Annotated in this window: 24 protein-coding genes and 1 pseudogene; 12 read left to right on the top strand and 13 right to left on the bottom strand. The window is 62.0% G+C overall.

Annotated elements, in window-relative coordinates; translation table 11 throughout:
• Window positions 1–261: 261 nt before the first annotated feature.
• Entirely contained in the window at window positions 262–657 is a 396-nt protein-coding gene (locus Q0R16_RS05890) for a DUF1761 domain-containing protein (RefSeq protein ID WP_295633455.1), read from the bottom strand.
• A gap of 3 nt (window positions 658–660) precedes the next feature.
• Window positions 661–1,170, bottom strand: coding sequence for a hypothetical protein (locus tag Q0R16_RS05885; RefSeq protein ID WP_295633453.1), 510 nt, complete (start codon window positions 1,168–1,170; stop codon window positions 661–663).
• A gap of 56 nt (window positions 1,171–1,226) precedes the next feature.
• Here Q0R16_RS05885 and rimO point away from each other — a divergent pair, with 56 nt between their 5' ends.
• Window positions 1,227–2,630, top strand: coding sequence for a 30S ribosomal protein S12 methylthiotransferase RimO (gene rimO / locus Q0R16_RS05880; RefSeq protein ID WP_295633451.1), 1,404 nt, complete (start codon window positions 1,227–1,229; stop codon window positions 2,628–2,630).
• Here the strand turns inward: rimO and Q0R16_RS05875 are convergent.
• Window positions 2,627–3,871 (bottom strand): glycosyltransferase family 1 protein, encoded by a 1,245-nt coding sequence (locus Q0R16_RS05875; protein WP_295633448.1) that lies wholly within the window; start codon window positions 3,869–3,871, stop codon window positions 2,627–2,629. The two genes, rimO and Q0R16_RS05875, sit on opposite strands and share 4 nt — an antisense overlap.
• A 351-nt stretch (window positions 3,872–4,222) precedes the next feature.
• Between Q0R16_RS05875 and Q0R16_RS05870 the strand changes: the two genes are divergently transcribed.
• A complete protein-coding gene (locus Q0R16_RS05870) occupies window positions 4,223–4,861 on the top strand; it encodes a fatty acid desaturase CarF family protein (protein WP_295633445.1) in 639 nt (212 codons plus the stop codon).
• Here Q0R16_RS05870 and Q0R16_RS05865 read toward each other — a convergent pair.
• The 9 genes from Q0R16_RS05865 to rfbC all read right to left on the bottom strand — a co-directional run bounded on the left by Q0R16_RS05865 (window position 4,825) and on the right by rfbC (window position 14,160).
• Entirely contained in the window at window positions 4,825–6,135 is a 1,311-nt protein-coding gene (locus tag Q0R16_RS05865; protein ID WP_295633442.1) for a capsular biosynthesis protein, read from the bottom strand. The two genes, Q0R16_RS05870 and Q0R16_RS05865, sit on opposite strands and share 37 nt — an antisense overlap.
• Window positions 6,136–6,181: 46 nt before the next feature.
• Window positions 6,182–7,840: a hypothetical protein gene (locus Q0R16_RS05860; protein ID WP_295633438.1), complete on the bottom strand. Its 1,659-nt coding sequence runs from the start codon at window positions 7,838–7,840 to the stop codon at window positions 6,182–6,184.
• A gap of 31 nt (window positions 7,841–7,871) precedes the next feature.
• Window positions 7,872–8,735: a 3-deoxy-8-phosphooctulonate synthase gene (gene kdsA / locus Q0R16_RS05855; RefSeq protein WP_295633435.1), complete on the bottom strand. Its 864-nt coding sequence runs from the start codon at window positions 8,733–8,735 to the stop codon at window positions 7,872–7,874.
• A 9-nt stretch (window positions 8,736–8,744) separates the two neighbouring features.
• On the bottom strand, window positions 8,745–9,557 hold the full coding sequence (gene kdsB / locus Q0R16_RS05850; protein WP_295633432.1) for a 3-deoxy-manno-octulosonate cytidylyltransferase: 813 nt from the start codon (window positions 9,555–9,557) through the stop codon (window positions 8,745–8,747).
• A 25-nt stretch (window positions 9,558–9,582) separates the two neighbouring features.
• On the bottom strand, window positions 9,583–10,587 hold the full coding sequence (locus tag Q0R16_RS05845; protein ID WP_295633428.1) for a KpsF/GutQ family sugar-phosphate isomerase: 1,005 nt from the start codon (window positions 10,585–10,587) through the stop codon (window positions 9,583–9,585).
• Window positions 10,588–10,773: 186 nt separating this feature from the next.
• On the bottom strand, window positions 10,774–11,637 hold the full coding sequence (rfbA, locus tag Q0R16_RS05840; RefSeq protein WP_295633426.1) for a glucose-1-phosphate thymidylyltransferase RfbA: 864 nt from the start codon (window positions 11,635–11,637) through the stop codon (window positions 10,774–10,776).
• A complete protein-coding gene (gene rfbD / locus Q0R16_RS05835; RefSeq protein WP_295633422.1) occupies window positions 11,634–12,536 on the bottom strand; it encodes a dTDP-4-dehydrorhamnose reductase in 903 nt (300 codons plus the stop codon). Before rfbD ends, rfbA begins: the two co-directional genes overlap by 4 nt.
• Window positions 12,533–13,591, bottom strand: a complete 1,059-nt coding sequence (rfbB, locus tag Q0R16_RS05830; protein ID WP_295633418.1) for a dTDP-glucose 4,6-dehydratase — start codon at window positions 13,589–13,591, stop codon at window positions 12,533–12,535. Before rfbB ends, rfbD begins: the two co-directional genes overlap by 4 nt.
• A 5-nt stretch (window positions 13,592–13,596) precedes the next feature.
• Entirely contained in the window at window positions 13,597–14,160 is a 564-nt protein-coding gene (gene rfbC / locus Q0R16_RS05825; RefSeq protein ID WP_295633415.1) for a dTDP-4-dehydrorhamnose 3,5-epimerase, read from the bottom strand.
• 281 nt (window positions 14,161–14,441) lie between these two features.
• On the opposite strand from rfbC, the gene Q0R16_RS05820 reads away from it, so the two are divergent.
• From Q0R16_RS05820 to Q0R16_RS19550, 7 genes and pseudogenes are all read left to right on the top strand, one after another.
• Window positions 14,442–15,581 (top strand): glycosyltransferase family 1 protein, encoded by a 1,140-nt coding sequence (locus Q0R16_RS05820; RefSeq protein ID WP_295633412.1) that lies wholly within the window; start codon window positions 14,442–14,444, stop codon window positions 15,579–15,581.
• Window positions 15,582–15,704: 123 nt separating this feature from the next.
• Window positions 15,705–16,814 (top strand): hypothetical protein, encoded by a 1,110-nt coding sequence (locus tag Q0R16_RS05815; RefSeq protein WP_295633409.1) that lies wholly within the window; start codon window positions 15,705–15,707, stop codon window positions 16,812–16,814.
• Entirely contained in the window at window positions 16,811–17,638 is an 828-nt protein-coding gene (locus Q0R16_RS05810; protein ID WP_295633405.1) for an ABC transporter permease, read from the top strand. The genes Q0R16_RS05815 and Q0R16_RS05810 overlap by 4 nt, the downstream gene beginning before the upstream one ends.
• A gap of 47 nt (window positions 17,639–17,685) precedes the next feature.
• The gene (locus Q0R16_RS05805) at window positions 17,686–18,282 is read left to right on the top strand and encodes an ABC transporter ATP-binding protein (protein WP_366857200.1); all 597 of its coding nucleotides are present in this window, start codon (window positions 17,686–17,688) and stop codon (window positions 18,280–18,282) included.
• Window positions 18,283–18,535: 253 nt separating this feature from the next.
• Window positions 18,536–19,369 carry a class I SAM-dependent methyltransferase gene (locus Q0R16_RS05800; protein ID WP_295633399.1) on the top strand — a complete coding sequence of 278 codons (834 nt, stop codon included), beginning with the start codon at window positions 18,536–18,538 and terminating at the stop codon, window positions 19,367–19,369.
• Window positions 19,353–20,405 (top strand): glycosyl transferase family 90, encoded by a 1,053-nt coding sequence (locus Q0R16_RS05795; RefSeq protein WP_295633396.1) that lies wholly within the window; start codon window positions 19,353–19,355, stop codon window positions 20,403–20,405. Before Q0R16_RS05800 ends, Q0R16_RS05795 begins: the two co-directional genes overlap by 17 nt.
• A 217-nt stretch (window positions 20,406–20,622) precedes the next feature.
• Window positions 20,623–21,096: pseudogene (locus Q0R16_RS19550) on the top strand (FkbM family methyltransferase); the annotation flags it as partial.
• A gap of 612 nt (window positions 21,097–21,708) precedes the next feature.
• Here the strand turns inward: Q0R16_RS19550 and Q0R16_RS05785 are convergent.
• Window positions 21,709–22,002: a hypothetical protein gene (locus Q0R16_RS05785; RefSeq protein WP_295633381.1), complete on the bottom strand. Its 294-nt coding sequence runs from the start codon at window positions 22,000–22,002 to the stop codon at window positions 21,709–21,711.
• Window positions 22,003–22,152: 150 nt separating this feature from the next.
• Here Q0R16_RS05785 and Q0R16_RS05780 point away from each other — a divergent pair, with 150 nt between their 5' ends.
• Genes Q0R16_RS05780 through gmd form a run of 3 tightly spaced genes read left to right on the top strand, consistent with a single transcriptional unit; the run spans window position 22,153 to window position 26,346 of the window.
• Window positions 22,153–22,791, top strand: coding sequence for a DUF4214 domain-containing protein (locus tag Q0R16_RS05780; RefSeq protein ID WP_295633378.1), 639 nt, complete (start codon window positions 22,153–22,155; stop codon window positions 22,789–22,791).
• A gap of 19 nt (window positions 22,792–22,810) precedes the next feature.
• The gene (locus Q0R16_RS05775) at window positions 22,811–25,294 is read left to right on the top strand and encodes a glycosyltransferase family 1 protein (RefSeq protein ID WP_295633375.1); all 2,484 of its coding nucleotides are present in this window, start codon (window positions 22,811–22,813) and stop codon (window positions 25,292–25,294) included.
• A gap of 17 nt (window positions 25,295–25,311) precedes the next feature.
• Window positions 25,312–26,346, top strand: coding sequence for a GDP-mannose 4,6-dehydratase (gene gmd, locus Q0R16_RS05770; protein WP_295633372.1), 1,035 nt, complete (start codon window positions 25,312–25,314; stop codon window positions 26,344–26,346).
• Window positions 26,347–26,355: the final 9 nt, after the last annotated feature.

Raw genomic sequence — 26,355 nt, 5'->3', positions numbered from 1 at the left:
GCGCCAGCGTGTCTCGACTTCGCTCGACATGAACGGGTCAGTTGCAAGGTTAGTTGCTCAACGCGAACATTTTCCTACATCACCGCAATGGGTTAAGAGCCGTGGTATGGCGATTTGCTCAACCACTGGCCCAACCCGTTTCGAGCGTGACGATGTCACTTTCGAAAAGTCACGCCCTGAGCGCGCAAATATCCGCAAGGCGTTGAAAATGAATGCCGATCTGGGCCCGGCGACGCGTACAAAAACCCCGTTCTGCGTCAATCACCCCAGCGCCCAGAACACCGCACCCATCGCCAGGTACGCCACGATCCAGTACCCGCAATCGCGCACCCGTTCGGCGCGGCTGACGCCGTAACGCGCCAGGCCGATGTACAGCGCGGGCGCCACGAAGGCCAAGGCCAGCCCGCCCGACATCATGAAGTACAGCCACGGCTTGGCATGGAGCGTCTCGGGCCCGACGCGCGCGAAGTTGTGGCCGATCATCGTGGCCGAAAGCAGCATCGCGCCGATCACCAGCCCCCAGGCGCGCGGCTGGCGCTGGTCCTTCGCCTCGATCAGCGGACGCCCGCCGCCAAACAACGGCCCGTACCACACCACACCCACCGCAACCGCCAGGTTGGCCGCCAAAATCACCGCGATCCAGTTCACCGGTCCCATGCGTCAGTTCCATTCCAGCGTTGCGGCGTGCCCCACCGGGGCCGCCATCCAGGATTTCGCGAAGTCGAAAATCTCGGCCATCACCGCGCCGCACTGGTCGAGCGAAATCGGTGGCAGCGGCACATGGCTCAATTCGCAAGCCACGCGGGCGACGTCCATGAACGCAGCATCGGGTGCGGCATGCGCCCACAATTGCGCCTCGAAGCATTCGACCAGCCGTTCGGCCTGGAGCAGTTGGACGATGTCCGCACCCGGCACTTGCGCACGCTTGGCGCTGGCATGGCCTTGCGCCTTGGCCAGCTCGGCAAGCTCTTCCGGGTGGCGTCCTTGCCCGATCAGGCCCCAGAAAGCGTGCGGCAAAGCCAGCCCGCGCTCGGTGAAAAAATGCACCGCATCGTGCGGCACCGGGCCCTTGTGCGGAAAGCAGGTCTGCGCGGTGCTGCCATCGGCTCGGGCGATCGCAATTCGATCGTCGCGCTGGCCCTTTGTGATCGTGATGGTGAGGCCCGGCATGACGCCGCTTTAACCGCACGTGACGCGCGCGGCAAATCGGCGTAAGCGCCCGGGCGATGACAGCCGAAACACTCTTCAAGATTCCAGCCAGGATCCCCGAACAGCGCAAGGTGGGGATGGTCAGCCTGGGTTGCCCCAAGGCGCTGGTCGACAGCGAACGCATCCTGACGCGGCTGCGCGCCGATGGCTATGCGATGAGCGCGGACTATGCCGGCGCCGATGTGGTGCTGGTCAATACCTGCGGGTTCCTCGATTCGGCCAAAGAGGAAAGCCTGGCCGCGATCGGCGAGGCGATCGCCGAAAATGGCCGCGTGATCGTGACCGGGTGCATGGGCAACGAAGCCGAGGTGATCCGCGCGCGCTTCCCCGCCGTTCTCGCGGTGACCGGGGCGCACCAGTACGAGGCGTTGGTGGAAGCGGTGCACGAAGCGGCGCCGCCCACCCAAGGTCCGTACATCGACCTGATCCCGCAGATGGATGTGAAACTCACGCCCCGGCACTACAGTTATCTCAAGATTTCAGAAGGCTGCAATCATGCCTGCGCCTTCTGCATAATCCCGACGCTGCGCGGAAAACTGGCCAGCCGGCGGATCGATGCGGTGCTGCGCGAGGCCGAAAAGCTGGTCGCGGCGGGCACGCGCGAACTGCTGGTGATCAGCCAGGACACTTCGGCCTATGGCGTCGACGTGCGGCACGAGGAACGCCAGTGGAAGGGCCATGCGGTCCGCACGCACATGACCGACCTGGCGCGCGAATTGGGTGGATTGCGCACGCCTGCCAATGAATTTGGGGGGGGCCAAGTGCCGTGGGTGCGGATGCATTACGTGTATCCCTACCCGCACGTCGATGCGGTGATCCCGCTGATGGCCGAAGGGCTGCTGACGCCCTATCTCGACATCCCGTTCCAGCACGCCTCGCCCAAGGTTCTCAAGGCGATGAAGCGCCCGGCGAACGAGGCCAAGGTGCTCGAACGGCTGAAATCATGGCGCGAAATCTGCCCCGATATCGCGATCCGGTCGAGCTTCGTGGTCGGCTTTCCGGGCGAGACCGAGGACGATTTCAAGTACCTGCTCGACTGGCTGGAGGAAGCGCAGCTCGATCGCGTCGGCGCGTTCCGGTTCGAACCGGTCGAGGGCGCACAGGCCAATGCCTTGCCTGATCCGGTACCAGAGGCGGTCAAGGAAGAACGCTACGCCCGGTTGATGGAAGTGACCGAGCGGATCAGCGCGGCACGGCTGGCGGCCAAAATCGGGCGCACGCTGCCAGTGATCATCGACGAAGTGGGCGAACCCGACGAGGATGGCGACCTGGGCGCAACCGGAAGGTCACAAGCCGATGCGCCCGAGATCGACGGGCAAGTGCTGCTGCGCGATGTGCCGGCTACCCTGAAGCAGGGCGACGTGGTGCAGGTGCTGATCGAGGAATCGGACGCGCATGATTTGTTCGGGGTGATCGCTTAAGCGGCCAAAACCTCGGCAAGCAACGCGTCGACTGCACGGAAATGCTCGTCCCAATCGGGCGCGCAGTAGCCGGGCAGGCGCGCAAGCTGACGCTGGCGTTCGGGCGGATCGCCGACGAATTCGCCGATGGTGCGCTCCCAGCCCACCCCGTCCCACGACGGCAGATAGGTCGGGATATCGCCCGCAATCTCGCGGAAAACGGGCAAGTCGGAGGCGATCACCGGGGTGCCGATCTCGAGCGCTTCGATCAGCGGCAGCCCGAAGCCTTCGGCGAACGAGGGCATCAGCAACGCCCGCGCGCCCGCCAGCAGCCGCGCGAGTTCGTCGTCCTCGCAACTGCCAAGCTCGGCCACGTGGCCACGCAACGCGTTGCACCGATCGAGCATCGCAAGCGCATGATCGGCTTCCCAGCCGCGCTGGCCGATGATCACCAGGCGCGGTGCGGCCGAACCCATCTGCTCGACCATCCGGCGCCACAGCCGCAGCAGCAGGATGTGATTCTTGCGGCCTTCGATCGTGCCGATGGTCACGAAATAGGCCCGCTCCTGAGCGCCTGTTCGTGGCGCCGGGCGATGCGCCTGTCCGGCCAGCCACGCAGCGATGCCCAGCGGCATGGCAATGCGCTGGGCAGCCGCGAACCGCTCAAGATCGGCCAGAGTCGACCGCGAATTGGCGATCACACCCGAGGCGCTGCCAAGCGCGTTGATCATGCGCCGGGTGTGCTTTTCGGCTTCGCCCTCGCGGCAGAATTCGGGGTTGGTGATGGGGATCAGGTCGTGCACCAGATAGATCGCGCGAACCTGGTTGCGGGCGATCCACAACGGCAACCCCGCCGCTTCCAGCCCGGTATGCCCGATGTTGAGATAAGCCATGCCAGGACGTGGCGGCCGGACGCCGGAGCGCAACAGCGCACCCGGCGCCATCGCCAGCAAACGCCGGCGAAATCCGGGGCCGCCTTTCGCCAGCAACGCAAACAGCGCTTGCGAATCCGCGCGGGCCAGTACCCGACGCCAGCCGTTTTTCTGCACCACGGCCCGTGCCTGATCGGCATAACGATCGAGATAGGCCAGGCACACCCGGTCGATCCCGGTAGGCAGCCGGCCGGTCCAGACGCGCCAGATGAGCCGGCTCACGTCGATCAGCAAGTCGGCCGGGATCAGCAAGTCGGCCGGGATCGGCAAATCACCACCCTTTGCACCGCCTGGCAGCGCTTCGGGGCTTGCGATAGCGCGCTCGTACATGGGGCCCAGTTTGCCTTGATTGTGGTCTTGCGTGAATTGTGCAGGCTGCGCCCTGCCAAATCGGACATGAACGTTAGTTGACGACATCGATCGTTGCTGCAAGATCAAACTTATGTTTCGGACAACCGGCTTTGCGCGCAAAACAATGATTTGCCTGCCGGGGATTCTTCAAGTTGTCAGGGAACACATGCATGGTCCAAACGTTGCGAAACCGCATCTGATCCAGGAAGCGCGGGGTCGGTGGATCGGCATGAGGGGTTTGGGGAATTGACGGGTCCTGGTTCCTTAGGACAGCGTACTCTGCTTTGGGCTTTTGCGGTTTCGTTGGCAGCCAACGCCGTCGCGGCTGTCTTGAACTTCGGGTGGGCTTCGATTCCGACTTTGCTCGGAGGCTGGTATCTGGCCGATCTGGCGTCCGGCCTGGTCCATATGGCGCTGGATTATCGGCCCTGCCCCCCGGGCAAGCGGCTCGCCGATCTCTATTTCTACGAAGGCTCGCGCGAATCGCCCGAATACCTGGCCATGCTCCGCGATCGCATGAGCCGGGTCAGCGCGTTCGATCGCCTGGTCTACGATTTCAAAAACCACCACCCGCGCCCCCACGCGCTCGGCCGGCGTGATCTTTGGCGCCAGATCGGATCAACCGTGGTGATCGGTGCATTGCCGATGTCCCTGATGCTCAACCTTGCGATGATGGTCGCGCCGGTTCCCGGCTGGCTCTGCGCAGGCTTGTTCGCCGCGATTGCCGGTGGCGGCTTTGCCCAGTATTTCCACGGTACGCTGCACCGTGACCAAAACCCTTGGTTCATCAACGCGATGCGCCGCGCCAACCTGTTGATGACCCCCGCTGCACACCAATTGCATCACGATTCGTTGCAGCGCGATTTTGCAACCAATTCGGGCTGGTCGAACCCAGTGATCAACCGCTTGTTCAACGCGCTGCGCACGCGCGGTTACCTGGATGACGAAGGGCTCGTACCCAACGCCTGACTTGCCGCGGCTTGCAATACTGCCGGGCCGAACGCCGCTTCGTCTGCCGCGCGCTGTCCGCTGTCGTTGACTGCCAGCAACCGGTCGATGCTGCTGTCGATCAGGATCTGAATCGCGGATTCGCTCGCCAGCCCGCCCCTGACCAGGCATTGTGCGTGGAGCAAGCGCTTGAAGGCCTGGTACAAATCCCGATCCGGTTTGCCCGGGTTCTGCCAGAACTGGTCGAGCAATCCCTGATACGTCGCGCCGGGCACGTCGTAGACCGCATCGCCCAGCACGATCACGGGGGTTCCGACTTCGAGCGCCAGCGTGCCCGAGGTGGAATTCACGCAGACCATGCCCTGCGCTGCGCGCGCCATGTCGGGCAATTCGCCGCCATCGATATGCAGGACGCGGCCCGCCAGCCCCATCTTACGCGCACGGCGGTGGATGAACGTGCGCCAGTTCATCAGCGTGCTGTCGAGCGGGTGTTCCTTGACCAGCAGCACGCAATCTTCGGGCGCGTGGCGCGCAAAGCTCTCGAGCACATAGTCGGTGGCCATCGGCATCGTCCCGAACGGCGAATGCGCGCGGATCTGGTAATCGCCTGAAAGTTGCAGCGGGAACAGGAAGTAGCGCTTGCCCGCCACGCTGCGCAAAACCTCCTCGGCTTGCCGCGCGCGGTGCTGCGCCCGGGCAAAGCGCGTTGCCCAGCCCAGCGCCCACAACAGGATCGAGCCCGGCCGATGCGTCTGGTAGAACGGAAACCGCAGGCGCCCAAGGAACACGTTGTGGAAATGCCAGTAACTGTCGCGCGCACGGCGGCTGAACTGCGCGGTGATCGGCGGCAATTGCGGAACCGGCGGCAGCCACCGCGCCGCAGCCAGGATCACTTCGGGATCGCGTTCGAGCGACGAGTGCCCGTTCACGCCATCGCGTTCCAGCGTCATCCAGTCGGGCCGGATATAGCCTTCCTCGAACACGTGGACGTGCACGCCGCGCAATTGCGCCAGCCGCAGCGCGACGCGGTGAACCGGCCGGCAATCGCCGAACAGCACGACGTCGGTCACGCGGCGGTCCTGCAGGAAACGATCGAAAACCAGCGGCCAGTTCTTCATGCGACCGCGATATTCCACAGCGCCGTCGCGCCAATCGTAACGATCTCCGCCCGATAGGTTGATGCGGAACACTTCGGCGCCACGCTGGGCCAATTCGGCGCCAAGCAAGCGGAAAAATGGGCCGGGCGGCCCCTGCAGAAACAGGAAACGCCGGCTGGCAGCCGGATGGAAGCTCATCACCTGACCCATAGCCTGCCCCCCTGAAAGATGCACCCCATCAGCATCAACGCCGGCGCCAATCTTGACGAGGGTGGCCTGAACGATCGAACAACAACCGCAATCGCCCCTGCCATTCGCGTATAACGATCAATGGCGACAAAACCTTCGCGAGATTGCTCGATATTCGCTCGATCACCAGTTCGGGCCCGCATGGAAGGCGGGTCACCGGATCGATATAACGCGGATAGAGGATCAAGGTTCCGGCCACCAATCCATCGAGCGTCAGACCGTGCCGCCGACGAGGCGGCACGAGCGCGAGATCGCAGGTCAAACCCCAACCCGCGTAGAACGGCATGCCGTGCGTGGTCACGTCCTTGCCGCGCAACAAGGCTTCGAAGCCCGCCAATGAAGTGATCACGTGCAGCGCGTCGACGCTGTCGATCAAGGCCGTTATCGGGGTATCGCGCTCGATTGCATCGGCATGGCGCAAGGCCTCTGCGTCCGAAATGCGCCCCTTGCGGTGGCCGGCCTCGACATCGGGGTGCGGCTTGTAAACAATCCACGCGTCGGGCTCGAGCTTGCGCGCGGCTTCGAGCAGCGCCAGGTTGCTCATGCCGGCGCCCCCGGTCAGGATCGAACGATCATCCTCCACCTGCCCGGTCACCAGCACGCGCCGGCGGGCATCGCGCGGGGGCAAGTCCATCGGCGCAGCGCGGCCGTACTTGCTGATCCCCTCGGCCACGGTCCTGGCCCGCAATGCCGCCGCGCGAGCCAGCAATTCGGGCGACATCTCCGCTTCGGCCAGGATCGTTTCGAGATCGCTGGCGGCAGACGGGTCGAAATAGATGCCGCGCCGATCGACAATCACCGATAGCGGCGGCACGCAATTGGCGCCGAGCCCGACCGAGCGGATCATGCCATCCTCGATCTCGCCGGGCACGATGCCGCACGCGTCGATCGCATCGAGCAGCGCGGGCGGCGTGCGCGATTTCCACGCGATCGCGGCATCTCCGGCCGCAAGCATCGCCGCCTGGCTGGCGCGAGCGTACCGCACCGGGCCGGTGCCGTCCCACAGCAACGGATCGACCGTCACGCGCTTCCACCGCGCCACGCCGAACACCGCGCGGATCGGCCTGTTGGCGTCGATCAGCTTGCGCCAATCAGCCAGCAGCGCGATGGCATCAGCAGGCGCAAGTTGGCCCCCATTGAAAGGATCAACCATTGCCGACGCGGCCACGGCGGTGCCGAGCGCCGCGCGCAGTCCGTCCGTGCCATCGGCCAGACCGGCAAACCGGCCTGGTCCGAACAGCCGCAGATTGCGATCGAGCAGCCCGGCGATCAGCGCGAGTTCATGCCCTGCGCCGGCCCAGACCTCACCAGCATGGGCGGCAAGATGCCATGGATCGCAGTCTGCGGGCACCATGGGGATCAACCCGCGGCCGACCCTGAACGCGCCCACGATGATCGCTTGATCGCTCCGCCCCGCTGCCCGGGCGGTGGCCAGCAATTCAAGCGCCTGCTCGCGGCTTTCCGGCACCAGCAACAATTGGCAAGCGGGGTCCAGCTTGGGCTGTGCTCCCCAGAAGCAGCCTCCGACGCTGGCCTGTCGCAACTGGTCTGCCAAGCGGTCGAGATCGTCCGGCGCAATTTGCCACGATGCCGCCCCGCGTCTGGGGCGGCTGCGCGGAAACGGCGGCAGGCGGAGGAAAGGCGGCGCGGTCACGGCCCCGGCGCCGATGCGCACGAGAACCGCATCAATCCGCGCTGGCTGGCGGCTGGCCGAGCATGGGCTTCACGGCCCGATCGACCGCGGAGACCTGTTCGAGAAAGCCGCGCAACGCCGCCAGCGGCAGCGCCGATGGGCCATCGCACAAGGCCTTGGCCGGATCGGGATGCGCTTCGAGAAACAGCCCGGCGATGCCCACAGCAACTCCAGCCCGCGCCAGCGCCGCGGCCTGTTCACCGCGTCCATCCGCGCTGTCGGGCCGGCCGCCGGGCCGTTGCAGCGCGTGAGTCACGTCGAACACCACCGGCGCAAATTCGCGCATCAGGTCCATGCCCAGCATGTCGACCACCAGGTTGTTGTAGCCGAAGCTGGTTCCGCGTTCGCACAACAGCACGCGGGTGTTGCCCGCTTCGGCGCATTTGGCCAGGATGTGGCGCATCTCGAGCGGGCTCAAAAACTGTGGTTTCTTGACGTTGATGACCTTGCCGGTGCGCGCGATCGCCACCACCAGATCGGTTTGCCGAGCCAGGAACGCGGGCAATTGCAGCACATCGGCAACTTCGGCCACCGGCGCGGCTTGATCCGGTTCGTGGACATCGGTGAGGATCGGTACGCCGTGCAGTGCCTTGATTTCGGCCAGCAATTCCAGCCCGCGTGCCAGCCCCGGCCCGCGAAACGAATGAATCGAGGAACGGTTGGCCTTGTCGAAGCTCGCCTTGAAAACGAACGGAATTCCCAGATCACGCGCCGTTTCGACGAACTGCGCCGCAACGTCCAGCAGGATCGCGCGATCTTCGATCACGTTCATCCCGCCGATCAGGACAAGCGGCGATGTGTTGGCGAAGGCGATCGTGTCCGAAAGGCGCACGACAGGGCCGGAAAGCACGGTCATCGCGGCGCTCTAGTCGATTCCGCGCTGGAGCAACACCCGTTCGATTGCGGTAATGTCCTCGGGATTGTTGAGTTCGATACAATCCCAGCCCACCGGATCGAACGTCACCACGCGCACCGGCTGCCCGGCTTCGAGAAAGCGCAGTTGCTCAAGCCCTTCGAGGTCTTCGAGCGGCGACGGCAGGGTTTGCGCATATGCCGCCAGTGCCTCGGGCCGATAGGCGTAAAGCCCGAGGTGCAACCGCACCGCATCGGCATCGAAACCGGGTTGCAGCGGCGAAACATAAGGAATCACGCGCTTGGAAAAATACAGCGCGCGGCCATCGGTGGTAGTCACCACCGTGGTGCCGCCGACCCGACCTGCGGCCTGATCACCGACCAGATGCGCATACGTCGTCGGCGAACACCGCACCGCCACCGTGGTCATCGCCGCTGCCGGGTCTGCTGCCAGCGCTTCGACAAGCGCGCCGACCACATGGGTTGGCGTCAGCGGCGCATCGCCCTGGAGATTGACCACCGCATCGAAGCTCTCGCCCAGCTTGGCGCCCAATTTGCTGACCGCATCGGCGCAGCGTTCGGTGCCGTTGCGGCAATCTGGCGAGGTCATCACGACTTGCCCGCCGAACCCGCGCACGACATCGGCAATCCGCTGGTCGTCGGTGGCGACCCACACGCCCGCCGCACCGGCGATTTCGCGCGCGCATTCCCAGCTTCGTTGGACCAGCGGTTTTTCGGCGCCGTTGACGCCACACAACATGGCCAGCGGCTTGCCCGGGTATCGGGTCGAGGCGAACCGCGCCGGGATGATGATCGCAAACCGCATAGGGGTCAGTGACCCGAGACCAGGGTCAATTCAAACCAAAACGGAGCAGATCGTGGATATGGACGATCCCGATCGGCTTGGCGACGTCGGCACTGGCCTTGTTTTCGAACACGAATGCCGCAGTGATCTTTGCGTCGTTGAGGAACAACAGCGCATCGCCGGCCTGCATTTCGGCAGGCAGCGACTTGGGATTGTGGGTCATCACATCGGCGGCGCTGGCGACCGAAATCTCGCCGAAATGGCGCCGAAGATCGCCATCGGTGATGATCCCGATCAGCCGACCATCGTTGTCGAGCACACCCGCCAGCCCGAACCGCCCCGATGTCATGATCGAGATCACTTCGGGCATCCCGGCAAATTCGCGCACCAGCGGCAGGTCTTCGCGCCCGTGCATCACGTCACGCACCGGAGTCAGCCGCAAGCCGATCGCGCCGGCCGGATGGAGGCTGTGCAACCGACCTTCCGACACCCCGCGCATGTCCATCACCGCCATTGCCAGCGCATCGCCGAGCGCGAGTTGCATCGTCGAAGACGTGGTCGGCGCGATGTTGGCGGGGCAGGCTTCGCGCACGGTGGGCAGGCATATCCCGACGGTGGCGCGTTCGATCACGAACGAGCGGCGCCGCGATGCCACACCGATAACCACTACCGCCAAACGCCGCGCATAGTCGATCACCGCGCGCAATTCAGACGTGTTGCCCGAATTCGACATCACCAGCAGCACATCTCCGCGCACCAGCATGCCCAGATCGCCGTGTGCCGCTTCGGCCGGATGGAGGTAGATCGCCGGAGTTCCCGTGGCCGCAAACGTGGCCGCCAGCTTGCGCGCGACGTGCCCGGACTTGCCGATCCCGGTTATCACCAGCCGCTGCGTGGCGTTCGCGATCAGCCCGCAAGCCAGGACGAATGACTGGTCGATGGTCGATTCGAGCTTGCGTAGCGCTTCGGCCTCGAGCCGGATCACTTCGCGCCCCCGGCGCAGGATATCGTCATCAGCAAGCGGTGAACCGGAGAGTATCAGATGTTCCAAACGGTACGATCCTTGGGCCGGTTATCCGCTGATCCAGCGTCTATCGATAGCTTGCGAATGTCGCAAACGCTTAATTATCGTCAAAGAACAACGGTTTCGGATGCAGCGTGCGTTTCGATACCGATCAACCTCGCAAACCTGCTGCGCTTCGTCCTGCAAACGAAACGCTCCGTCGCGGCCCGGTCGTCAGGTCGACAGTCTGCGCAAATACATCGCATAATCGCTCTTGCCGTGGCGATCGATCGAGCGTTGCAGGCCGGCATCATCGATGAAGCCTTGCCGGTAAGCGATTTCTTCGGGGCAGGCGATCTTGAATCCCTGACGCTTTTCGAGCGTGCGGACGAATTCGGCGGCCTCGAGCAGGCTGTCGGGGGTGCCGGTGTCGAGCCAGGCATAGCCGCGGCCCATGATCTCGACCGAAAGCGCACCGCGTTCGAGGTAAGCGCGGTTGACGTCGGTGATTTCAAGTTCTCCGCGCGGGCTTGGCGCGATCGAGGCGGCAATGTCGACGACCTGCTCGTCGTAGAAATACAGCCCCGTCACCGCCCAGTTGGAGCGTGGCGAAGCCGGCTTTTCCTCGATCGACATCGCGCGCATCTGCTTGTCGAATTCGACCACGCCGTACCGTTCGGGATCGGTCACGTGGTAGGCAAACACGGTGGCGCCCGACGGGCGCGCCATCGCATTGGCGAACAAGTCGTTGATGCCGTGGCCGAAATAGATGTTGTCGCCCAGGATCAGCGCCGATGGCCCGCCGCGCACGAAATCGGCGCCGATGGTATAGGCTTGCGCCAGGCCTTTCGGCTCGGGTTGTACCGCATAAGTAAGCGCGATGCCCCATTGCGAGCCGTCGCCCAGCAGGTTGCGGAAGATCGGTGCGTCGTGCGGGGTGGTGATGATCAGGATTTCGCGGATGCCTGCCAGCATCAGCGTGGTCAGCGGGTAATAGATCATCGGCTTGTCGTAGACCGGCATCAACTGCTTCGATGCCGCCATCGTCATCGGGAACAGCCGCGATCCGCTGCCTCCGGCAAGAATGATACCCTTCATGACGTTATCGTTCCTTCGCGCACGAGCCGTGCGGTGACCTGTTCGACGCTGTGGCGCCAATGGGGGAGCCGCACGCCGTGAACTGCGGCCAGCTTGCTGCAATCGAGCCGCGAATTGGCCGGGCGCTTGGCCGGCGTCGGGTAATCGGCGGTGGCGATACGATTGACCCGCGCGCTCGGGCCGCCGTTCGTGGCAGACGTGGCGAAAATCGCCTCGGCAAGGTCGGCCCAGCTTCCCTCGCCGCTGCCGGCCGCGTGGAACAGGCCGCGCAATGACGGGTCGGCGCTTGCCTTCAGGTTCGCGGCGACTGCGATGACCGCATCGGCCAGGTCGAGTGCGCTGGTCGGACAACCGCGCTGGTCATCGACCACGCCCAGCTCGTCGCGGCTCTCGGCCAGGCGCAGCATGGTCTTCACGAAGTTGGCGCCAAACGGGCTGTAGACCCAGGCCGTGCGCAGGGTCGCGAAATCGGCGCCGCTGGCGCGGACTGCGTCCTCGCCGGCCAGTTTGGATTCGCCATAGACCCCGGTCGGGCCGGTCGGGTCGGTTTCCACATAAGGCTCGGCCTTGTCGCCGCTGAACACATAATCGGTCGAGACATGGACCAGCGGCACGTCGAGCCGGGCGGCTGCACGCGCCACCGCGCCCGCGCCAGCAGCATTGATGGCAAACGCCAGCGCGCGCTCGCTCTCGGCCTTGTCCACCGCAGTGTGCGCCGCGGCATTGACGATGGCGTCGGGTTTCGCGGCAGCAAGCACGGCGTACACCGCGTCGTCATCGGCCGCGGACAAGTCGAGTTCGGGCGGGCCGACAGCGATCACCTCATGCCCGCAAAGCGGCGCGCGTTCTGCCATCGACAGCACCAATTGTCCTGGTCCGCCGGTCACGACGATTCTCACGTCCCGGCATCTTCTTTGACCAGGCCCAGCCGCTCACCGTCGTAACGGTCGCGCAAAGGCTGCCACCACCAGGCGTTGTCGAGATACCACTGGACGGTCTTCTCGATGCCGGTCTCGAAGGTTTCCTGCGCGCGCCAGCCGAGTTCGCTTTCGAGCTTGCCGGCGTCGATCGCATAGCGCGCGTCGTGGCCCGGACGGTCGGTGACGAAAAGGATCAGCCGGTCATGCGGCGCGCTGGCCGGGACCGCCGCGTCGAGTGCTTCGCAGATCCGTTGCACCACATCGATGTTGCGCCGTTCATTGCGCCCGCCGACATTGTAGGTTTCCCCCGGCCGGCCGCGTTCGGCGATCAGGTCGAGCGCGCGCGCGTGATCCTCGACATAGAGCCAGTCGCGCACGTTCTCGCCCTTGCCGTAAACCGGCAATTCGCGACCAGCAAGCGCGTTGAGGATCGTCAGCGGGATCAGCTTTTCGGGGAAGTGATACGGTCCGTAATTGTTCGAGCAGTTCGAGACCACTACCGGCAAGCCATAAGTGCGATGCCAGGCCTTGGCGAGGTGATCCGACGCCGCTTTCGAGGCCGAATAGGGCGAACTTGGATCGTATGGCGTGGTCTCTTCGAACAGCCCTTCATCGCCGAGCGACCCATAGACCTCGTCGGTCGACACATGGAGGAAGCGGAACGCGGCTTTCGCATCGGGTGCCAGCGCCTGCCAGTATCCGCGCGCCGCTTCGAGCAGGGTGAACGTGCCGACGATGTTGGTCTGGACGAAATCGGCAGCGCCGGTGATCGAGCGATCGACGTGGCTTTCTGCTGCTAGGTGCATGATCCGATCGGGCCGGAATTGCACGATCGCAGCGTCCATCGCCCCGCGATCGCAGATGTTGGCGTGAAGCAGGCGATGCCGCGGATTGTCCTCCACGTCGCGCAACGAGGCGCGGTTTCCTGCATAAGTCAGGGCATCCACGGTCAGCACGTCGTGACTCGCCGCCACGAGATGGCGCACCAGTGCCGAACCGATAAAGCCGGCACCGCCGGTCACGATGATGCGCATCGAACTCAGCCCTCGTAGGCAAAACAAGCGGGCAGGTCGGCCAGCCTGGGCTGGATACGATCCTTGGCCGAAAGCGTTTCGGGATCGGCGCAATCGGGCCACTCTACGCCGATCGCGGGATCATTCCAGGCCAAGCCCTTGTCGTGCTCGGCGCTGTAGTAGGCGGTGACCTTGTAGGAGAGCAGGGTATTTGGCCGCAGCGTGCAGAACCCGTGCGCGAAGCCGCGCGGCACCCACAATTGCCTTGCGTTTTCAGCCGACAACTCGACCGCAATCGATTGGCCGAAGGTGGGCGAACCCACCCGGATGTCGACAGCGACATCGAGCAGCGCGCCCTGGACGCATCGCACCAACTTGCCTTGCGCAAACGGATCGGTTTGAAAATGCAGTCCACGGATCGTACCGACTTGCGCGCTGAGCGACTCGTTTTCCTGGACGAATTCGTATCTGCCAACTTCGTCAGTGAAACGGTCGGCCCGGAATGTCTCGGCAAAATAGCCGCGCGCATCGCCGTGGCGGCGCGGTTTGATCAGCGTGATGCCGGAGAGAATCGCGGGAGAAAAGTGCATGATACCTTCGGAAACCGGCCGGATCGCGGCTTGCCTGCTCCCCGGAACCGGGGCAAGCAGCAACTGATGTCGTGTCCTCTACGCTCGCAGTCCAAAAATTTCCAGCCTTTGCGGATCATGCCGGCCTCGATCGATCCACAACGCGGGCGCCTGAATGGCCGCGACCGTTGAAGAGCTTTGTGTGGCTTGCGCAAACGATGCGCAACGCCTGGAATCTCCGGCAACGCCGCAGCACGGCGCCGGCGGGGCATCAGCCGCGGCGATTGCTTCTCGATGTTTCGGTGCTTGCACGCGAAGACGCCGGGACCGGAATCCAGCGCGTGGTGCGCGCCATGCTCAGCGCGCTGGTCGAAAGCCCGCCCGATGGCTTTGTCGTGCTCCCGGTCGTGGCGACGCCGCGCTTGTCTTATCGCTTGCTGCCGCCCGGTCCGCCCGATGCCGTGCCGGCCGGATTGTGGCGCATGCTGCCGATCGCACAGGTTGGGCCGGGCGACATGTTCGCAGGTCTTGATTATAGCGCCCACATCATCCCTGCACGGCGTCGTGATTTGCGGCGATGGAGGCAGCGCGGTGCAAGGCTGGCGTTTGTGGTTTACGATCTTTTGCCCGCCCGCAATCCCGAATGGTTCAGCTCAAGGGCCGCCAGCAATCACGCGCGCTGGCTCCAGTTCGTTGCCAGGAACGCCGATGGACTGGTGTGCATTTCGCAGGACGTTGCAGCGGACCTGGCTGGCGTGCTTGCCGCTAGCGGAAGGGCGGACAGGCCAGACATTCACACGATCCGGCTGGGCGCCGACATCCCGGCTAGCCGGCCCAGCCGGGGCTTGCCCGTAAATGCTGAAACTCTGATCGAACGCATGGGAGATCATCCTGCTGTCCTGATGGTGGGCACGGTCGAGCCACGCAAGGGATACGACCAGGCGCTGGCAGCGTTCGAAGAGTTGTGGGCGCAAGGCAATTGTACCGAACACCTGCCTGCCGCGTCGCTGCCGATGCTCATCATCGTCGGCCGGCCGGGATGGAAGACTGACGCACTGCAGGACCAGTTGCGCAACCACCCGCAATCGGGTCTGCTGCTGCATTGGTTCGATGATGCAAGTGACGAATTTCTCGAATGCCTGTATCGCAAAGCAGCCGGCTTGCTGTTCGCATCGCGCGGCGAGGGCTTTGGCTTGCCGCTGATCGAAGCAGCGCGCCATGCCCTGCCGATCCTGGCACGCGACCTGCCCGTATTCCGAGAAGTTGCACCACCGTGGACGCAATTCTTTGCGAGCGATGACCCCGGCATACTGGCTGCCGCGGTTTCCGATTGGCTTGGGCAATTGCCGCGGGGTGCGGGTTCAGCCTTGGCGATTGGCTTGTCATCGTGGGCTGACAGTGCTGCGGATTTGCGCACAGCGCTTGCGCGCATCGCGATGTGATCGGCCTGCTGCCGGGTTGGAACCCAGCCGCAGCCTTTGCATTACCGATCGGGTTAACCTAGAGCGTTTGCAGCTTTGATCCATTCCAGGCCACCTTCGCAGTGGCCTTAGACGAGTTTGATTATGACCTCTCAATTGGTCGGGCGCTTCAAGCAACTGGGCGGCCTGTTTGTGCTGTGCGTGGTGATCCCCACACTGGGCGCGTTGCTGTATTTCGGGTTTTTCGCGTCCGACGTCTATATCTCGGAATCGCGTTTTGTCGTGCGATCCCCCGACAAGCCTGCTCCATCGTCATTCAGCTTCCTGCTCAAGTCGACCGGGTTCGGCAATGCCGGGGACGAGATCTTTGCGGCACAAAGTTTCGTGACTTCGCGCGATGCGCTGACGCAGCTCAATCGCGACCGAGCCGTCGAGAAGGCGTATACCCGGCCAACGGTATCGATTTTCGATCGCTTCAACCCGCTTGGCCTAAGCGGCAGTTTCGAAAGTCTCTACCGCTTCTACCGCAATCGGGTATCGATCGATTACGATACGTCATCATCGATCACGACGCTTTCGGTCCGCGCTTACACCTCCGATGACGCCTATCGCATGAATGTCGGGCTGCTCGGCCTGGCGGAAGGGCTGGTCAACCGGCTCAACACCCGCGCAAGGCAGGACCTGATCGAATTTTCCAGCGGCTATCTCGACGAAGCACGGCGCAAGGCGAATGCCGCAGCACTCGAACTTTCGCAGTTCCGCAACCAGGAAGGCGTTATCGACCCCGAAAAGCAGGCGACCGTCCAGATCCAGATGATCTCGAAGCTTCAGGACAGCTTGATAGCAACGCATACGCAACTGGCCGAACTGCAAGCCTATACCCCGCAAAACCCCCAGATCGCGGTGCTGAAAGTGCGTATCCGGGAACTTTCGGGCCAAATCGACGAAGAACTCGACAAGGTCGCCGGCAGTCGCCGCTCGCTCTCCAGCAAAGCGGCACGCTACCAGCGCTTGCAGCTTGAAAGCCAGTTTGCCGATCGGCAATTGGGCGCTGCAATGGCGTCGCGCGATGAAGCCATGACCGAGGCACGCCGCAAGCAGGCTTACGTCGAACGCATTGTCCAGCCCAACCGGCCCGACGAAGCGTTGGAGCCGCGACGGCTGCGTGGAATCCTGGCCACTTTCGCATTGGGACTGGTGGCATGGGGCATCCTGCGGATGCTGCTCGCCGGGGTTCGCGAGCACGCAGAATGACAAGTCCTGGGTTGAAAGTTGCCGAAAAGCCCAGCGCCCGGCGCGGATTGCTTGCCCAGGGCTGGCTGATCCAGCGGCGGGTGGTCGGGGCACTGCTGATGCGCGAGATCCTGACCCGGTTTGGCCGACACAACATCGGCTTTCTGTGGCTGTTCGTCGAACCGATGCTGTTCACGCTGGGCGTCACGACTTTGTGGTACGTGGTGGGGGCCAACCACGGATCGTCGCTGCCGATCGTGGCTTTCGCGCTGACCGGTTATTCAAGCGTGCTGCTGTGGCGCAACATGCCGGCCCGCTGTGTCGCCGCAATCGAACCGAACCGGGCCTTGCTCGTTCATCGCCGGGTGCGTCCGATGGACCTGTTTCTGGCGCGAATCCTGCTTGAAGCGATCGGGGCGACAATGTCGTTCACGCTGTTGTCGCTGGTGTATCTGTCGCTCGGCCTGATGGATCCGCCCGAGAATGTACTCGAAGTGATCGGCGCGTGGCTCGCCCTGGCTTGGCTGGGAGGATCGCTTGCGCTGTTCATCGGCACGCTGGCCTTCTTTTCGGAGATCGTCGAAAAGATTTGGCATCCCTTATCCTACATTATTTTCCCTGTCTCGGGATCCGGATTCCTCATTTCGGCATTGCCTCCGGCAGGACGCGACGCGGTGCTTTACGTGCCCATGGTGCATGGCGTCGAAATGTTGCGCGAGGGCTATTTCGGGTCAAAGGTCACGAGCATCTACAACATCGATTATTTATTGATCTGGGCGGCCGCGCTGACCGTGATCGGGCTGTTCCAACTACGCATCATCGAACGCCGGATCGTGCCGGGATGATCTCCATGGCCAAAGTATCGCGCGGCTATGCCACCACGCATGGCCGCGTGCAGATCCTCAAGGACATCGATTTCCGAATCGAATACGGCGAGCGGGTTGGCATCCTGGGCCGCAACGGCGCGGGCAAGTCCACGATGGTCCGCCTTATCAGCGGTGCCGAGAAACCCGATAGCGGGACGATCGACCGCTCGATGTCGGTGTCATGGCCGCTGGCCTTTTCGGGCGGATTCCAGGGTTCGCTGACCGGGCTGGACAACCTGCGCTTTGTCTGCCGCATCTACGGTGAAGACTGGCGCGATCATATGGCATTCGTCGAGGATTTTACCGAGCTGGGGCGCTATTTTCGCGAACCGGTCAATACTTACAGTTCGGGCATGCTGTCGCGACTTGCGTTTGCAATTTCGATGGTCATCAATTTCGATTGCTTCCTGATCGACGAAATCATGGCCGTGGGTGACCAGCGATTTCACGAACGCTGCCATATCGAGTTGTTCGAGAAGCGAGCCAGTCATGCCATGGTTATCGTTTCGCACGATGCCGGCTACGTTCGCGCCCATTGCAAACGCCTTTCCGTCATCAAAGACGGTAAACTGTACAATTTTGAAGATAACGATGAAGCCTACCATTTCTACTTCACACAGTAAATGTCATGGGGTTGGCCTAGTAGGTAGCTTAGGAGCTATTGACACCACCACGAATATGGTAGTCTGTTGAGCGGTTCATCCTGGTAATCAGAGCCAAGAGCGTTGGTCGAGCGGAACAGCATCGACCCGAAATGGGTTCCACAGTGGAACGCCACACTTCGGTAGTCCGTATTGAGATCGATCTTAACTAAAAAAATCAAGAATGTATAAAATCATCGCAATGTAATTTATACGTTAAAATGGAGTTGGTTTGGTGAACGAAGAGACATCCATTGTTCGATATGGCATGGTAGAACCAGGTTCGTATGCTGAGAAGATTGACGCTGCGTTGAATCGTGCTCTAGCACTTGACTCAAATTTGCCCGAGTGGGTACTTGATATACCCGGAATGTCGGGCCGACTTTACCGGAGATTTATAAATAATTTAGTCGGGAATATTCCCGATTGTCGATATTTAGAAATCGGGTCATGGGCAGGGTCAACCGCATGCGCCGCTATGGCAGGTAATGCAGCAACTTTTACTTGCGTTGATGACTGGAGTTTATTCGGTGGTCCAAAAGATTCATTTTTGAGCAACACTGATCGCGCGCGCACTGAATCGACGAATTTTCTATTCATAGAGAATGATTTTCGATCAATTGATTACGGCGTAATTGGAAAATATAACGTCTATCTTTTCGATGGGCCGCACGAATATCAAGATCAGTATGATGGTGTGAAAATTGCACAGGATTCTTTGGATGACTCGTTCATTTTAATTGTGGATGATTGGAATTGGGAGAGCGTCCGCAACGGGACATTTGATGCCATAACAGACAGCCAATGTGAGTTGATTTCACACGTAGAAATCCGAACCACACAAGATGGCAGTCACCCCGTAAAGGCGATCCAGAAAGATTCCGCGTGGCATAATGGGTATTTCATTGGCTCAATTCGTAAGAAATATCGTTCCGCCGAGATTGGAACTGCTCGTTCCACCGTGCCTCCAATCGAGCGTCGCCTGAGCGAGAGAATCACAAATCTTGAAGGCGAATTGAAGCAAGCCCGTGCTGACATTCGTGTTTTAAAAAATGAAAATGAATTTTGAAATCGACGACGCGCAACCCCCTTTGACCGGTCCGGGTGAACAATGGAACGCGGCGGCAGCGCAGGGCGAAGTGCTATGCGGTCTGGCCAGCTTCACCCGAAAGAACGGGCAGGTATTGCCGCTCGATATCCACTTTTCCCGCCCGCCGGTTCATGTCCACGTTGCCAACGAACTGGCCGAATTCGAATTCCGCGCCGATGCCTTGCGCTGCACCGTGATGTCGGGGCTGGGCGAAGTTTATTGCGGGCGGGTGTTGTCGATGTTGCCATTCGTGCTTCCGGCCTTTGCCGCAAGCGACGAAGGTGCCACGCTTGCGGCCTCGCTGGGAGATGAAGGTTACGCGGGCCGGGTGCTGTCGTTCAGTTCGATCGTGCCCGATTTCCTGGTTCCGGACCCCTATTTCATGAGTTCCGATGGATACCGCGCGCAAGGCGCAGCGTTCGGCCAGGCGCCGGGCTGGGATGAGCGGATCGATCGTGCCTATTGGCGAGGAACCGATACCGGCACGTTTCGATACCGCAATCCGGCCGATGCGCCGCGGATCGAGATCTGCCGCATATCGCTCGATCGCCCCGACATCGTCGACGCCAGAATCACTGCCATCGAACCGCACGCCGATGCGGCTGAGAAGCAGGCGCGCTACGAAATGCTGGGCTATCTTGGGCCATATGACGCGCAGGACGAAATCGTGCGCTATCGCTATCAGGTTGATATCGATGGCAACACCAACACCTGGAGCTCGTTTTTTCTCAAGCTGCTGACCGGATCGCCTGTGCTCAAGGTCGATTCCGAATGTGGCTTTCACCAGTGGTACTATGCCCAGCTCATCCCCTATCTGCATTACGTTCCGGTCAAGCCGGACTTGTCGAACTTCACGACCCAGATGGCGTGGTTGCGCGCCAATACGGACCAGGCCAAACGTATCGGTGCGGCCGGAAGGGCGTTTGCCCTGGACCTTGGCATGGCAACCGAGGTGAACAAGGCCACTGCGACGGTGGAGCGGCTCATTGCCTTGAACCGCCGGGTCGCATTCTGATAGCTGGCATTACTCTGGCAGTTGGCGTTACTGGCTGCCTGGCAACCCGCCCCGCCTCGCGGTCAGGCGTTCAGATCGTTGAAGCATTTCCATTTTGCCCCGGAGTTCGTCGGCCATTCCCGCAAAACCGCCTCGCAGTGTACCTCCGTCACGCCAATCGGCCGCACCGGATCCAGCACCCCGCGGGCTGTTGTCCCATGCGCAGAACTTCGAGGATGTGCGCTTGTGGCGCGCTTTGGCGGGCGTGCGCAATGGTCGGTACCTGGACATTGGAGCGCAACACCCGGTCAACGAATCCGTAAGCCTGGCATTTTACGAAGCCGGCTGGCGGGGTGTTCATGTCGAACCGGTTCCGGAATTCGCTCGATTGCTGCGGCAACATCGCCCGGATGAGGACGTGATCGAGGCCGCGGTAGGCTCGAAGCCCGGCTCGATGACCATTCATGCCATTGCCGACACCGGACTTTCGACCGGCGTAGCGGCCATTGCCAGACAGCACCGGCTTGCCGGCCACGCCACTGAAGCGATCAGGGTTCGCGTGGTCCGCCTGGAAGAATTGCTCGATCGCTTCGGGTCCAACGATCTCCACTGGCTCAAGATCGACGTCGAGGGAATGGAGCCGGACGTCCTGCTCAGTTGGGGCGATTCGCCGGTCCGGCCGTGGGTTCTGGTGATCGAAAGCACCGCTCCCAATTCGCAAGTCGTAACCGACCACGGCTGGCGCGAGGAAGTTGAACGGCGCGGCTATCGCGAAGTTGCCTTTGACGGACTGAGCCGGTTCTTTGTTTCGGCCGCGCATGCCGCGCTCGGTCCGCGGCTGGCGCAAACGCCCGGTGTGTTCGACGCGTTTTGCGTCACTGCCGGGCATTGGTCGGCCGCCTTGCTGGCATCCGAAGCGGCAGGCAAACTCCGGACAATCGAAGCCGAAGCCGAACGTTTGGGCTTGAGGGCCGAGCGCCTTGCCGCAGAATCTGAAGGCTTGCGACTGGCACTGGCCGAAAAGGACGGGCGCATCGCAGGCGCTGAGGCTACCCGATCGGCTCAGGACAATGCCGTAGCGGCACTCCTTGGGCAGTTCGACCAGCAACGGGCTGAATTGGACCGAACCCGGCTGGCTTTGCGCGCGACTGAAACGCACTTGGCCGAGCAGTCGCTGAGACAATCCCAACTGGCGCGTGAACTCGCCAGCACGCGCGAACAAGCGACGCGCCTGGACACGGCTTTGGCAACGCTCGCCGGGGATCTTGCGCGCCAGCGGATCGAACTCGCCGATGCCCGGGCAGCGCGGGCGCAAACGGATGCGCTACGCAAACAAGGCGTTCGCCGAGAAGCAGATCTTTCCACGCAACTGGATTTGGCGCGGACCCGCGAGGGTCACGCAGCCACGATTACCGCCAATCAAGCAGCACAATTGGGTCAGTTGGCCGAAGCGTGCAGGCTCCAGACACAGCATATCATCGATCGCGAAGCCCGCATTGCCATTCTGCAGGCCAGCGAAACTGCCTTGCGGCGCGATTTGGCGCAGCACGTTGCGCAACTGGGAAAGCTGACAGGCGCGCTGGCGTTGATCGAGGCGCGGTTGCAACGCTGGCCGCATCGCATCGCGTCATTGTTCAGGCACGTTGACCGAAGGCCGATCAACCAACCGACATTCGCGCCCCCGGAAAACCAGCGCGGCGCCACTACCGCCGAAGTCGAGCCAGCCTCCCTTGCGACAGCCCGCGTATTGTCAGATAGGACCCCCACGATGTCGTTGTTCCAGGATCTTCCGCTCAACCCGTACCTTCGGGCTGATTCGCTGGCCTCGCTGTGCGCGCTGGCAGACCTTGATTTTGTTCGCTGCGCTTATGTCACGATCCTGGGGCGGCAGCCCGATGCTGCTGGCGAATCGTTTTATGTCAGCCGGCTGCGATCGGGTGCGGACAAGCTGACGATCCTGGGCCAACTGCGATTTTCATCCGAAGGGGCGCTGCACGATCCTGGCATAGCCGGTCTTGACCGTGTCCTTCGGCGACATCGCATGGCAAATCGCCCGTTGATCGGCTGGTTCATCCGGTTGTTTTCGCACCAGCGCGGGGAAACGACGCTGGAGCGATCGATCCGATCGGTCCAGAATGAACTCGGCATCGTTTCAACCCGGATGACCGAGGGATTTCTGCATCTCAACCACGTCATCCACGAAATGAACCTGCAGGTCCTGGCAGTGCGCGCCGGCAGCCGATCCGCCAGGCAGGATGGCGCAGATTTGTTCGCCTCGCGCAGTGCACCAGCCCCGGCCGACAGCATGACAAGCGATGCGCGCTCCAGTCCGTCGGACAATTCGGTCGGTTTGTCAGCAAACGGCGGCGAATGGCGCACGGGCATCGCTCGCGCCTTGCGCCCCTGAGCATCATCAGGGCTTAACCATGCGGTTCGTGATCGATTACCAGGGCGCGTTGAGCGAAAGCCGGTCGCGTGGCATCGGGCGCTACAGCCGGGCATTCGTGCGTGCGTTCATCCAGGCACGACCCGATTGCGAATTCGTGATTCTGGTCAATGCGATGTTGCCCGACGCCCTTGCCAACACCTTGGCCGATCTGGGGGACCTGGTGTCGCGGGACTGGATCGTGGTGTGGAGCGCGGAATCGCCGGTCACATCGATCGATCCGGAAAACCGCACCCGCCGCCTGTTTGCCGCGGAAATGTGGGAAGCCGTCGTCGCAGCAGCCCGACCCGACGTGCTTGTGGTAACCAGCATGCTCGAAGGAGTGGGCGACAACGCCGTAACGCGTATCCCGCGCCAGCGTGATTATCTGGTCTCGGCCGTGTTTTTCGATCTGATCCCGTTGATCTTCAACCAAACTTACTTGTCCGATCCTGCACGTCGCGCATTCTACCGGCGCAAGCTCGAACAAGTTCGCGCTTGCGATTTTCTGTTGGCAATATCGCAATCCAGCGCGGACGAAGCCCGCACGATCCTCAAGTTCCCTGGGAACAGACTGGCCAATGTGGGCGCTTCGGTCGATCCCAGCTTCGGCTCCGGCCCCGCTGCGCCGCTGCCGGAACGGCTTGGCATCGATCGCCCCTACCTGCTGTACGTCAGCGCCGGGGATCTGCGCAAGAATCACGAAGCCCTGGTTTTGGCATTTTCCAAGCTCCCGCCAGAAACACGCGATGTTCACCAGCTTGTGCTGGGGGGGGACATCAAGCCGGAACGGGCTGCAGAATTGTACAACCATGCGCGCGACCTGGAACTGGCCGACGGCGCAGTTCTGATCACCGGACCGCTCACCGAAACGGAACTGGCGTCGCTTTATCGGGAGGCCAAGGCAACGATCTTTGCCAGTCTGCATGAGGGGTTCGGATTGCCGATCCTGGAGGCCATGGCGTTCGGCAAGGCCGTGATCTGTTCCAACCGATCGAGCATGCCCGAAGTGATCGGCGATGACGAAGCCCAGTTCGACCCACTCGATCCTGACGACATGACGCGCGCTATCGGCCGGATTCTTGACGACGAAGCCTTTCGCCAATCGCTTGAAGCACGCGCAGCCGGGCAACTGGCCAAATTTTCATGGGCGGCAACCGCCGAAAAGGCGCATGCGTTTCTTGAGCAGGCGATAGTGGAAATGCCCGCGCCGCGCTGGTCGCACCTCGATCCGGTTGCCGGCCTGATCGAACGCATCCGGTCCAGCCCCGATCTCCAGATGCTGTCGACCGAAGTCATGGGCCGGCACATCGCCAAAACCTTCAGGCCCGACCAACGCCGCCAACTGCTGCTTGATATCTCCGAATTGGCGCAACGCGACGCGCGTACCGGCATCCAGCGCGTGACCCGATCGGTCATGTTGCAACTCTTGCGCGATCCGCCCGACGGCTGGCTGGTCGAACCTGTACGATTTGATCCGGCGTCGAACGGCTATTTCTATGCGCGCAGTTACGTGGATGGCTTTCTTGGGCTCGAACAACCGTGGCATTCCGATGACCCGGTCGAAGTGTGGAACGGGGATGTGTTCTGCGCGCTCGATCTGCACCATGGCGCGCTCTTGTCGCAAGCCGCGATGCTCCAGGATTGGCGCAAGCACGGCGTCCGCGTGTTCACCGTGGTCTATGACCTTTTGCCGCTGCGCTTCCCGAACTTCTTTCCTGAAGGGCTGGAAGATCTGCATGGCCGCTGGGTACGTGCGCTCGCGGCCATGGATGGCGCAATTTGCATCTCGCAAGCGGTTGCCGACGATCTCGACGCGTGGCTGGATGAACATGACGCACGCATGAACCCCGATTTTCGATCGCTCTGGTTCCATCTGGGTGGTGATCTTGATGGATCGGCACCAACCACAGGCCTGCCAGCCGACGCCGGCGCGGTGTTCGAAACACTGCGCCTCAGGCCAACCATATTGATGGTCGGGACGATCGAACCACGCAAGGGATATGGCCAGGCGCTCGCCGCGTTCGATGCGTTGTGGCAATCCGGGTCAAACGTAAACCTGGTGTTGGTAGGCAAGCAAGGCTGGGCCATGGAAGACCTTGCCCGCAAAATCCGCAATCATCCCGAACTGCATAAGCGATTGTTCTGGCTCGAAGGTGTCAGCGATGAATACCTCGATGCGACTTATACGGCATCCAGCGTGTTGCTGGCCGCTTCGGAAGGCGAAGGGTTCGGCTTGCCGCTGATCGAAGCGGCCCAGAAGAAGATTCCGTTGATCGCACGCGACATTCCTGTATTTCGCGAGGTTGCCGGCAAGGCCGCATTCTATTTTGCGGACAAGAAGGACCCCGAGGTCATCGCGGCTGCGGTGCGGGAGTGGCTCGATCGGCGTGCCCGAGGTGACTTGCCCGATATCGAATCGCTGAGCTGGCAGACCTGGCACAAAAGCGCGCGCCAGTTGTTTGATTGCATGGTCGAAAACTGAGAGGTTGTGAAACAGTAATGAAATCCGCCGTCATTACGGGTATTTCGGGTCAGGACGGAGCCTATCTGGCCGAGTTGCTGCTGGAAAAGGGCTATCAGGTTTTCGGTACTTATCGCCGAACGAGCTCTGTCAATTTCTGGCGCATCGAAGAATTGGGGATCGATCGCCACCCAAACCTGCACTTGCTGGAATACGACCTTACCGACTTGTCGTCGTCGATCCGCTTGCTGAAGCAATCCGAAGCGCGCGAAGTCTACAACCTGGCTGCGCAAAGCTTTGTCGGGGTGTCGTTCGACCAGCCCGCGACAACAGCGCAGATCACCGGCATCGGCGCGCTCAACATGCTGGAAGCGATCCGCGTCGTGGATTCCGGCATCCGTTTTTACCAGGCCAGCACTTCGGAGATGTTCGGCAAGGTTCAGGCCATTCCCCAAGTCGAAGAAACCCCTTTCTGGCCGCGCAGCCCTTACGGCGTTGCCAAGCTCTATGCGCACTGGATCACTGTCAACTATCGCGAAAGCTACGGAATTTTCGGTGCAAGCGGAATTCTGTTCAATCACGAAAGCCCCCTGCGCGGGCGCGAATTCGTGACCCGCAAAATCACCGATTCCGTCGCCAAGATAAAGCTCGGCAAGCTCGATTGCATCGAACTGGGCAACCTCGACGCCAAACGCGACTGGGGTTATGCCCGGGAGTACGTCGACGGCATGTGGCGCATGCTCCAGACCGATCATCCCGATACGTATGTGCTGGCCACGAACCGCACCGAATCGGTGCGCGATTTCGTCGCGATGGCCTTCAAGGCCGCCGGTTACGATATTGTGTTCCAGGGCAAGGAAGCGAACGAGATCGCGATCGATACCGCCACCGGCAAGACCGTGATGCGGATCAATCCGCGCTTTCATCGGCCCGCCGAAGTCGATCTTCTGATCGGCAATGCCGCCAAGGCCAAAGCCGAACTCGGCTGGGAACCTAAGACCACGCTGGAAGAACTATGCCGCATGATGGTCGAAGCCGACCTTCGGCGGAACACGGCCGGCTTCTCTTTCTGACCCTTCGCC

Origin of the sequence: Novosphingobium sp., from assembly GCF_025351285.1 — a bacterium.
GTDB lineage: Bacteria > Pseudomonadota > Alphaproteobacteria > Sphingomonadales > Sphingomonadaceae > Novosphingobium.
This window is presented reverse-complemented; position numbering and strand designations above follow the sequence as displayed.

Bases quoted from the DNA above. Each gene is read 5' to 3' on its own strand.
- rfbA (WP_295633426.1), bottom strand. From the start codon at position 11,637: ATGAAGGGTATCATTCTTGCCGGAGGCAGCGGATCGCGGCTGTTCCCG.
- kdsA (WP_295633435.1), bottom strand. From the start codon at position 8,735: ATGACCGTGCTTTCCGGCCCTGTCGTGCGCCTTTCGGACACGATCGCC.
- Q0R16_RS05795 (WP_295633396.1), top strand. From the start codon at position 19,353: ATGAAAATGAATTTTGAAATCGACGACGCGCAACCCCCTTTGACCGGT.
- Q0R16_RS05810 (WP_295633405.1), top strand. From the start codon at position 16,811: ATGACAAGTCCTGGGTTGAAAGTTGCCGAAAAGCCCAGCGCCCGGCGC.
- Q0R16_RS05785 (WP_295633381.1), bottom strand. From the start codon at position 22,002: ATGCGGCCAGCGTTGCAACCGCGCCTCGATCAACGCCAGCGCGCCTGT.
- Q0R16_RS05875 (WP_295633448.1), bottom strand. From the start codon at position 3,871: ATGTACGAGCGCGCTATCGCAAGCCCCGAAGCGCTGCCAGGCGGTGCA.
- Q0R16_RS05780 (WP_295633378.1), top strand. From the start codon at position 22,153: ATGTCGTTGTTCCAGGATCTTCCGCTCAACCCGTACCTTCGGGCTGAT.
- Q0R16_RS05775 (WP_295633375.1), top strand. From the start codon at position 22,811: ATGCGGTTCGTGATCGATTACCAGGGCGCGTTGAGCGAAAGCCGGTCG.
- rfbC (WP_295633415.1), bottom strand. From the start codon at position 14,160: ATGCACTTTTCTCCCGCGATTCTCTCCGGCATCACGCTGATCAAACCG.
- rfbB (WP_295633418.1), bottom strand. From the start codon at position 13,591: ATGCGCATCATCGTGACCGGCGGTGCCGGCTTTATCGGTTCGGCACTG.
- gmd (WP_295633372.1), top strand. From the start codon at position 25,312: ATGAAATCCGCCGTCATTACGGGTATTTCGGGTCAGGACGGAGCCTAT.
- Q0R16_RS05890 (WP_295633455.1), bottom strand. From the start codon at position 657: ATGGGACCGGTGAACTGGATCGCGGTGATTTTGGCGGCCAACCTGGCG.
- Q0R16_RS05815 (WP_295633409.1), top strand. From the start codon at position 15,705: ATGACCTCTCAATTGGTCGGGCGCTTCAAGCAACTGGGCGGCCTGTTT.
- Q0R16_RS05885 (WP_295633453.1), bottom strand. From the start codon at position 1,170: ATGCCGGGCCTCACCATCACGATCACAAAGGGCCAGCGCGACGATCGA.
- rimO (WP_295633451.1), top strand. From the start codon at position 1,227: ATGACAGCCGAAACACTCTTCAAGATTCCAGCCAGGATCCCCGAACAG.
- kdsB (WP_295633432.1), bottom strand. From the start codon at position 9,557: ATGCGGTTTGCGATCATCATCCCGGCGCGGTTCGCCTCGACCCGATAC.
- Q0R16_RS05865 (WP_295633442.1), bottom strand. From the start codon at position 6,135: ATGAGCTTCCATCCGGCTGCCAGCCGGCGTTTCCTGTTTCTGCAGGGG.